General features: G+C 59.9%; 7 protein-coding genes. 6 read left to right on the forward strand and 1 reads right to left on the reverse strand.

Annotated features, from left to right (window positions below; genetic code table 11):
* The first annotated feature begins 452 nt into the window (after positions 1–452).
* The 5 genes from gyrB to B5F22_RS09975 all read left to right on the forward strand — a co-directional run bounded on the left by gyrB (position 453) and on the right by B5F22_RS09975 (position 6,071).
* Entirely contained in the window at positions 453–2,396 is a 1,944-nt protein-coding gene (gene gyrB, locus B5F22_RS09960) for a DNA topoisomerase (ATP-hydrolyzing) subunit B (RefSeq protein ID WP_087392446.1), read from the forward strand.
* 13 nt (positions 2,397–2,409) lie between these two features.
* Positions 2,410–4,947 (forward strand): DNA gyrase subunit A, encoded by a 2,538-nt coding sequence (gene gyrA / locus B5F22_RS09965; protein WP_087371097.1) that lies wholly within the window; start codon positions 2,410–2,412, stop codon positions 4,945–4,947.
* A 67-nt stretch (positions 4,948–5,014) separates the two neighbouring features.
* Positions 5,015–5,458: a ribonuclease HI gene (gene rnhA, locus B5F22_RS09970; RefSeq protein ID WP_087392447.1), complete on the forward strand. Its 444-nt coding sequence runs from the start codon at positions 5,015–5,017 to the stop codon at positions 5,456–5,458.
* Positions 5,459–5,461: 3 nt separating this feature from the next.
* The gene (locus tag B5F22_RS12795) at positions 5,462–5,629 is read left to right on the forward strand and encodes a hypothetical protein (protein WP_275532483.1); all 168 of its coding nucleotides are present in this window, start codon (positions 5,462–5,464) and stop codon (positions 5,627–5,629) included.
* Positions 5,586–6,071 carry a pyroglutamyl-peptidase I gene (locus B5F22_RS09975; RefSeq protein WP_275532484.1) on the forward strand — a complete coding sequence of 162 codons (486 nt, stop codon included), beginning with the start codon at positions 5,586–5,588 and terminating at the stop codon, positions 6,069–6,071. The genes B5F22_RS12795 and B5F22_RS09975 overlap by 44 nt, the downstream gene beginning before the upstream one ends.
* A 45-nt stretch (positions 6,072–6,116) precedes the next feature.
* On the opposite strand, the gene B5F22_RS09980 is transcribed toward B5F22_RS09975, so the two are convergent.
* The gene (locus B5F22_RS09980) at positions 6,117–6,911 is read right to left on the reverse strand and encodes a hypothetical protein (protein WP_087392448.1); all 795 of its coding nucleotides are present in this window, start codon (positions 6,909–6,911) and stop codon (positions 6,117–6,119) included.
* A gap of 301 nt (positions 6,912–7,212) precedes the next feature.
* Between B5F22_RS09980 and B5F22_RS09985 the strand changes: the two genes are divergently transcribed.
* Positions 7,213–7,674, forward strand: coding sequence for a hypothetical protein (locus B5F22_RS09985; RefSeq protein ID WP_087392449.1), 462 nt, complete (start codon positions 7,213–7,215; stop codon positions 7,672–7,674).
* Positions 7,675–9,020 lie beyond the last annotated feature (1,346 nt).

Genomic DNA, 9,020 nt, shown 5'->3' on the forward strand with positions numbered 1-9,020 from the left:
ATGAAGAATTGTGGTGTGCCGCTTTGCGGCGGCACGGATTATGGCTCCCTCCGGGAGGCTTGAGGCTGGCAGTTACCGGAGGATTCGCTCGGCGGCGGAAACGCCGCACACCAGGGTAAGGCCCTGGAAGGAGCGGCATCGACTCACAGAGAAGGGGGCGCTGCCCATAGATTTGCCAGGCCATCCATGTGACCTCACCGGGGCCAGGGCCGAACTGAGACTTGACGCAGGGACAGCCCCGTACCCCAGGGAGGTTCTTAGGGGGGAACGCCCTAAGCGGGTTTTGGTACCTTTTGCCCGCTCAAAAGGTACCCCCAGCGGGGAGCGTCCCCACCAGGCTGGCAGGCCGGGCCCCCTGGCCGAATAGACAGACGACACCTGAGTTCTCCTCTTTGAGGAGGAGAACATGACAGTTTTTATAACCACTGAACGTTTTTCGGGAGGAACTAGCAATGTCAGAACATATGGAACACAGCCCCACCGCCGTGGAGCACGAATACGGCGCGTCCGAGATTCAGGTCCTGGAGGGGCTGGAGGCGGTCCGCAAGCGACCGGGCATGTACATCGGCTCCACCTCGTCCTCCGGTCTCCACCACCTGGTGTATGAGATCGTGGACAACGCCATCGACGAGGCCCTGGCCGGGTACTGCGACACCATCACCGTGGAGATTCTGGACGGCGACGTCATCCGGGTCACCGACAATGGCCGCGGCATCCCCGTGGACATCCAGCCCCAGACCGGGCGGCCCGCCCTGGAGGTGGTGTACACCGTCCTCCACGCCGGCGGCAAGTTCGGCGGCGGCGGCTACAAGGTCTCCGGCGGCCTCCACGGCGTGGGCGCCAGCGTGGTCAACGCCCTGTCCCAGTGGCTGGAGGTGCGGGTGCACAAGAACGGGAACATCTACGAGATGAAGTTCTCCCGGGGCAACATCACCCAGGAGATGACCATCATCGGCACCACCGACCACACCGGCACCGAGGTGGTGTTCAAGCCCGACCCGGAGATGTTCGAGGACACCGTCTACGACTACGAGATCCTCCACAAGCGCATGCGGGAGCAGGCCTTCTTGAACGCCGGCATTCACATCCTCATGGCCGACCGCAGAAGCGGCCAGGAGCAAGAGGAGTCCATGTGCTACCAGGGCGGCATCCGGGAGTTTGTCACCTACATCAACAAGAACAAGACCGCCCTGCATGAAGAGGTCATCTACATGTCGGGCACCAAGGACGATTCCATGGCGGAGATCGCCCTGCAATACAACGACAGCTACAACGAGATCATCGTCTCCTTTGCCAACAACGTGCACACCCCCGAGGGCGGCATGCACGAGGAGGGCTTCAAGCGGGCCCTCACCAACGTGCTCAACGCCTACGGCAAGAAGGCGGGCCTTCTCAAGGGAGACGACAAGGTCTCCGGCGAGGACTGCCGGGAGGGCCTGACCTGCGTCATTTCCGTCAAGCTCACCGAGGCCCAGTTCGAGGGCCAGACCAAGGCCAAGCTGGGCAACAGCGAGATCCGCACCCTGGTCAACGCCGTGGTGTCCGACAAGCTGGAGCAGTTTTTGGAGGAGAACCCCGCGGTGGGCCGCACCATCCTGGAAAAGGCCATGATGGCCAACCGGGCCAGAGAGGCCGCCCGCCGCGCCCGGGAAAACATCCGCCGCAAGAACGCCCTGGAGGGGGCCACCCTCCCCGGCAAGCTGGCCGACTGCTACGAGCGGGACCCCGCTTTGACCGAAATCTACATCGTGGAGGGTGACTCCGCCGGCGGCTCTGCCAAGCAGGGCCGAGATTCCCGCTTCCAGGCCATTCTCCCCCTGTGGGGCAAGATGCTCAACGTGGAGAAGGCCCGGGCGGACAAGGTGTACGGCAACGACAAGCTCACCCCCGTCATCACCGCTCTGGGCGCTGGATTGGGGGACGAGTTCGACGAGGAGAAGCTGCGCTACCACAAGGTGGTCATCATGGCCGATGCCGACGTGGACGGCGCCCACATCCGTACCCTGCTTTTGACCTTCTTCTTCCGCTTCATGCGCCCCCTCATTGACCGGGGCTATGTGTACGCCGCCGTGCCCCCCCTGTACAAGCTCACCCGGGGCAAGGTGACCCGGGTGGCCTTCACCGATCAGGAGCGGGACAAGATCTCCGCTGAGATGCGTGGGGACAACCCCAACGCCAAGGTGGACATCAGCCGCTTCAAGGGCTTGGGCGAGATGGACCCCCACGAGCTGTGGGAGACCACCATGAACCCGGAGACCCGCACCCTCAAGCGCATCACCCTGGAGGACGCCGTGCGGGCTGACGAGATCTTCACCCTGCTCATGGGCGAGAAAGTGGAGCCCCGTCGGGAATACATTGAGCGCAACGCCGATAAGGCCATGAACCTGGACTATTGAGGAGATTGCATCCATGGCAAACAAAGAAGATTACCAGAGTCGGGACATTACCTTTCCCGACCAGAAAATTGTAGAGATCAATTTGGAGCACGAGATGGAGAACGCGTACATCGAGTACGCCATGTCCGTCATCGTGGGCCGTGCCCTGCCCGACGTGCGGGACGGCCTGAAGCCGGTGCACCGCCGCATCCTCTACTCCATGTACGAGAGCGGCCTGACCAGCGACAAGCCCTTTAAGAAGTCCGCCACCTGCGTGGGTGACGTGCTGGGTAAGTATCACCCCCACGGCGACGCCTCCGTGTACGACGCCATGGTGCGTCTGGCCCAGGACTTCTCCATGCGCTACCCCCTGGTGGACGGCCACGGCAACTTCGGCTCCGTGGACGGCGACCCCCCGGCTGCCTACCGTTACACTGAGGCTAGAATGTCCAAGATGTGCAACGAGATGCTCCGGGACATCGACAAGGACACCGTGGACTGGGACCCCAACTTTGACGAGTCCCTGAAAGAGCCCCGGGTGCTCCCCTCCCGGTTCCCCAACCTGCTGGTCAACGGCTCCTCCGGCATCGCCGTGGGTATGACCACCAACATCCCGCCCCACAACCTGCGGGAGGTCATTGACGCCACCATCTGCGTGCTGGACAACGAGAACGCCACCCTGGACGACCTGATGGAGCACATCAAGGGCCCCGACTTCCCCACCCGGGGCGTCATCATGGGCCGGGCTGGCATCCGGGCCGCCTACGCCACCGGTAAGGGCCACATCAAGGTGCGGGCCCGCACCGAGATGGAGGAGTTCGGCAACGGCCGCACCCGCATCATCGTCACCGAGCTGCCCTACCAGGTGAACAAGTCCCGTCTGGTGGAGAACATCGCCGACCAGGTGAAGGACAAGCGGCTGGAGGGCATCTCCGGGCTGCGGGACGAGTCCGACGGCAAGAAGGGCATGCGCATTGTCATTGAGCTGAAAAAGGACGCCAACCCCCAGGTCACCCTGAACCGGCTGTTTGCCCAGACCCAGATGCAGACCACCTTCGGCGTCATTCTGCTGGCCCTGGTGAACAACCAGAAGCAGCCCAAGATTCTCACCCTGCGCCAGATTCTGGACGAGTACATCGCCTTCCAGGAGGAAGTGCTCACCCGGCGCACCCAGTACGACCTGAAAAAGGCCCAGGAGCGGGCCCACCTGCTGCGCGGCCTGCTCATCGCCCAGGACAACATTGACGAGGTCATCCGCATCATTCGCTCCAGCTACGACGACGCCAAGGAGAAGCTGATGGAGCGCTTTGGGCTGGACGATGTCCAGGCCCAGGCCATTCTGGACATGCGCCTGAAGGCCTTGCAGGGACTGGACCGGGAGAAGCTGCAGGCGGAGTTCGACGAGCTCCAGGCCCGCATTGCCTACTACAACCAGCTGCTCTCCGACGAGACCATGCTGCGGGGCGTGCTGAAAGAGGAGCTCATCCAGATTCGGGACAAGTACGGCGACGAGCGCCGCACCGAGATCGGCTTTGCCGAGGACGATTTGGACATTGAGGACCTCATTGTGGAGGAGCAGTGCGTGTTCACCATGACCGCCAACGGCTACATCAAGCGCACCTCCGCCAGCGAGTACGCCGCCCAGGGCAAGGGCGGCATGGGCAAGAAGGGCATGGCCACCCGGGAGGAGGACTACGTGAACACCGTGTTCACCGCCTCCACCCACGACTGGATTCTCTTCTTCACCGACAAGGGCCGGGTGTTCCGCAAGAAGGGCTATCAGATCGCCGAGGCGGGCCGCACCGCCCGGGGCACCAACATTGTAAACGTCCTCCAGGTGGACGGGGACGAGCGGGTCACCGAGATGATTCACACCCGGGACCTCACCGCCCAGGACCGCTACCTGGTGATGATGACCCGCAACGGCACCGTCAAGCGCATTGCCATGGACGCCCTGCGCAACCTGCGCAACAACGGCCTGAGGGTCATCACCCTGGAGGAAGGGGACGAGCTCATCACCGTGCGGGAGACTGACGGCACCCGGAATATCCTCATCGCCACCCACGACGGACAGGCCATCTGCTTTGCCGAGACCGACGTGCGTGTCATGGGCCGCACCGCCGTGGGCGTGCGTGGCATCCGCCTGAAGGAAGGGGACTACGTGGTGGGCGCTGCCCGGGCCACCCCCGGCAAGGCGGTTCTCTCCATCACCCAGAACGGCTACGGCAAGCGCACCGCCGTGGAGGAGTACCGGATCACCAACCGTGGCGGTCTGGGCATCCGCAACTACATGGTGACGGATAAGACCGGCCCCGTGGTGGGCATCAAGGTGGTGGACGGCAGCGAGGACATCATCGTGGTCACCCAGTCCGGCACCCTCATCCGCACCGACGTGGACGGCATCCGTCTGGCGGGCCGCTCCACTCAGGGCGTCATCGTCATGCGCTTCAAGGAGGAGGGGGACCAGGTCATCGCCCTGGCTCTGGCCGACAAGGCCCCCGAAGAGGCCGCCGACACCGACACTTCAACAGATGTGGAAAACTCTGTGGAAGTTGTGGAAGGTCAGGAATAACCCAAATTTGACAAAGAGAAAAAGCGCACAGCTAGTGCGCTTTTTCTTGTAAATGGAGAATATTTTTATGAAAACGGTCACTTTATATACGGATGGAGCTTGCTCGGGAAATCCCGGACCCGGCGGCTGGGGGTGCATCCTCCTATATGGGCCCCACAAAAAGGAGCTATCCGGCGGGGAGCGCAGCACCACCAACAACCGCATGGAGCTCACCGGGGTCATCCGGGGGCTCCAGGCCCTCACCGAGCCCTGCATCGTGGAGCTGTACTCCGACTCCAAGTATGTCATCGACGCCCTGCAAAAGGGGTGGGCCAGAGGCTGGAAGGCCCGGGGCTGGGTGAAGGCGGACAAGAAGCCTGCTTTGAATGCCGATTTGTGGGAGGTGCTGCTGGGGCTGTGCGACACCCACACCGTCAATCTCCACTGGGTGAAGGGCCACGCCTCCAACCCCTACAACAACCGCTGTGACGAGCTGGCGGTGGGGGAGTGGAAGCGGCTGAAGGGGGAGTAAGCCATGAATATCCTGGTCACAGGCTTTGAGCCCTTCGGGGGCGAGTCCACCAACCCCTCTATGGAGCTTATAAGGGCCCTGGACGCTCAAATCGGCGCTGCCCATATCCCATACCGCTATTTTACCTGTGACAGCCTCAGGAGGCTTACAGGCGGCTTTACGAGCCATTGAAAAATACCAGCCTGATGCGGTGGTGTGCGTGGGCCAGGCGGGGGGCCGCTGCGCTGTCACCGTGGAGCGCTTAGCGGTGAATGTGGACGACTTCTCCATCCCGGACAATGAGGGGCAGCAGCCCCGGAATGTGCCCATTGTGGAGGGGGGACCGGATGCCTATCTGTCCACCTTGCCTATCCACGAGATGGTGGAGGGGATGCGGGGAGCGGGGGTGCCTGCGGCGGTGTCCAACAGCGCCGGGACCTATGTGTGCAACCATGTGATGTACGGGGTGGCCCACTACCTCCACCAGCACAGGCCCACAGCCAGGAGCGGCTTTGTCCACATCCCGTATCTGCCCCAGCAGGTGCTGGACAAGCCGGACAAGCCCAGCATGGGGCTGGAGCTGGCCCTGCGGGGGCTGACGGCGGGGCTTGGTGTGCTGGCAACATTCAAATAAGCAAAACAAGGCCCGGAGCGTGTGCTCCGGGCCTTTGAACATGTGTTATAGGAGGGAGAGAATCAGTGAGACCCCAAAACAAAGTACCGGGGCCAACCAATACCAACCAGACAAGGATTTGTGATGGAGAGGGGGGACCAGGACGCGGATGAGCCCGGCCAAGGTAAAGATACCGCCGATGATACACAGGTTATACATCAGCAATTCCGCCATGGACCATGTTGCAGAGTGGGCGGCGGTGAGATTGAGATTGACCAGACTAAAAATACCAATAAAAATGGTCATTAGGGTGACTACATTGCCGTATACGGACTTCTCCATGCTTTTTAAATCTGCCAGCCGATCTTCCACCTGCTTCATCTGAGAGACATACTGTGGGGCGTATTGTCCCATTCCAGTATAGTTGAATTCCCCTTGATAGGTACCATTATAGGGCTTATCTGGTTGGGCATGGAGTAGCTCAAAAAAGATACTGGCAATCCCTTCCCCGGAATACAGCGTAATTTCTGAACTGGAGATATTTGTGATACGAAAAAACACGCGGGTTTTGTGGCCAGGCTGGTATACGGGAGCTTCCAGAGACAGGCCCTGACGAATCCGGCTGTTTCGCAGACAGACATGGGCGCAGAGGTCAGTGGGAAGCTGTAAGGTTTCTTTGGAACGCACGAACACAGATTCTCCAGGTAAAAGCTTATAGAAATCTGCTTGGTCATTAGGTTGACGACTAAAACCATCACAAATCAAGTCATACCCAATGTTGAATATGTTGTTTTCCTGTATGTCTTGCAGCAAGCCATCATTTTTGATCCGTTCTTTCAATTCGTGATCTACAAGCAACAAGAAAAACACCCCCTTGATTGGATCAAGTAACTGGAATATCACATTTCATTTTATCACACATAGTCCCCTGTGAAAAGAAGAAAATGAAAAAATGTGGAGTACAAATTGGAGTATTTTCTATGAAACATGTTTGCATGTTTGAAAACAGAGGGCCGGAGCGTACGCTCCGGGCCTTTGGTGTGTCAGAACTCTCTTTTCTCATCATATCATAAACGGAGACACCGGGCCAGACTTTTTTTCTCCCATCTTCCAGAGTAGAATGGTGATACAAGACCATATAAAAGAACGAGGAGGCGAGCCTATGAAGGGAAACAAGAGAGGATATCAGGTGGTCATTGCCATTCTGGCCGTGGTGGCGGTGGCGCTGGCGGCGGGCAATGTGTATTTCCTCACCCGTCCAGATGAGCCGCCGGACTACCAGGTGGTCATTGGGGTGCCCAAGGGTGGCGATGCGGTGGATTTCACACAGTCCGAGATTTTGGACCACGACGAAACTCGGACCGTAATCTTCGGACTCATCGGTGCCCAGCATGTGGCGGAGTCGGATTTGCCCACGGAAGACCCGGACGCAGTGATGCATATTTCTGTGCCTGAGGATGGTATCATCTACTATCACTCCAGCATTTGGATGGAGGAGGATGGTGTGTGGCTGCGTTCAGGAGATCGCTTATTCCAGTATCTTCCCAACGACTATGGTGGGGAGGAGATGGCCCAGATTGTCCAGAAACAGCTGGACCTGGGAGCGAAATCCTTCATTGAGTAATGAAAGTAAGGCCCGGAGCGTATGCTCCGGGCCTCTTTGCTGGTAAAAAAGAAAGCTTTGCGCTTCCACCATTTCTCCGGTGCGGGTTTGCTCCCCTGGCGAGGGGAGGCGCGCTCCGCTGGGCCCGATTTCTCCCCGATGAGAAATCGGGGAAAGAATCGCCAAAGGCGGGGCCTTCCCCCGCCTTGTGGAATCCACCCCCGCGGTACTGGGAGTCCCTGCGTCCTCCTTGTTTCGGCCCTTAGCCTGGTGGGGTCACATAGATGGCTTGCCGTTCTATGGTGTGTATTCACTTCTCTGTTCCTGCGTCCTTCTACTGCCAGGGCCTTACCCTGGTGAGCCGCTGTTTCCAGCTAACGGGGGCCTGGTTCCCGGCGGTGGAAACGCCGCACACCGGGGTGAGGCCCTGGAAACAGGGGCACCGTCTCACAGAGAAGGAAATGCGTTCCATAGACTTGCCGGGCCATCTATGTGACCCCACCAGGGCCAGGGCCGGCCATAGGATTGACGCAGTTCCAGCCTCGTACCCCAAGGGGGGTACTTAGGGGGGAACGCCCTAAGCGGGTTTTGGTTTCTTTTGCCCGCTCAAAAGAAACCCCCAGCGGGGAGCGTCCCCACCAGGCTGGCAAGCCGGAATCTGGGCGGTTAGACGATCAATCCCTCCGACTCGTCGGTGCGGACTGAGTATCCCTCGCCTCGCCCCTGAGAGGCGGGGCAAGTCTCGCTCACGCCGTCGCACCTCCTCACCCCACCAAACCCGCTTGCGCTGGGCTTTGGCGGGGGCCCCGTAAAAGCCACCAGCTCCCTTTACACAAGGGAGGCTTTTTTTCCTGAATAAGCACACAAGGCCCGGAGCATGTGCTCCGGGCTTTGTTCATGGTAAAAAGAAAGGCTTTGCTCTTCGATCATTTTCAGGCGCAAGTTTGCTCCCCTGGCGAGGGGAGGCGCGCTCCGCTGGGCCCGATTTCTCCCCGATGAGAAATCGGGGAAAGAATCGCCAAAGGCGGGGCCTTCCCCCGCCTTGTGGAATCCACCCCGCGGTACTGGGTTTCCCTGCGTTCTCCTTGTTTCGGCCCTTAGCCTGGTGGGGTCACATAGATAGCATGGACATTCTATAGAATATGCCTGCTCCTTAGGTAGTTGGTACTTCTTTTGCCAGGGCCTTACCCTGGTGAGCCGCTGTTTCCAGCTAACGGGGGCCTGGTTCCCGGCGGCGGGGACGCCGCACACCGGGGTAAGGCCCTGGAAACAGGGGCACCGTCTCACAGAGAAGGAAATGCGTTCCATAGACTTGCCAGGCCATCTATGTGACCCCACCAGGGCCAGGGCCGGCCATAGGATTGACG

The sequence above is a fragment of the Pseudoflavonifractor sp. An187 genome, assembly GCF_002160275.1.
Lineage (GTDB): Bacteria > Bacillota > Clostridia > Oscillospirales > Oscillospiraceae > Enterenecus > Enterenecus faecium.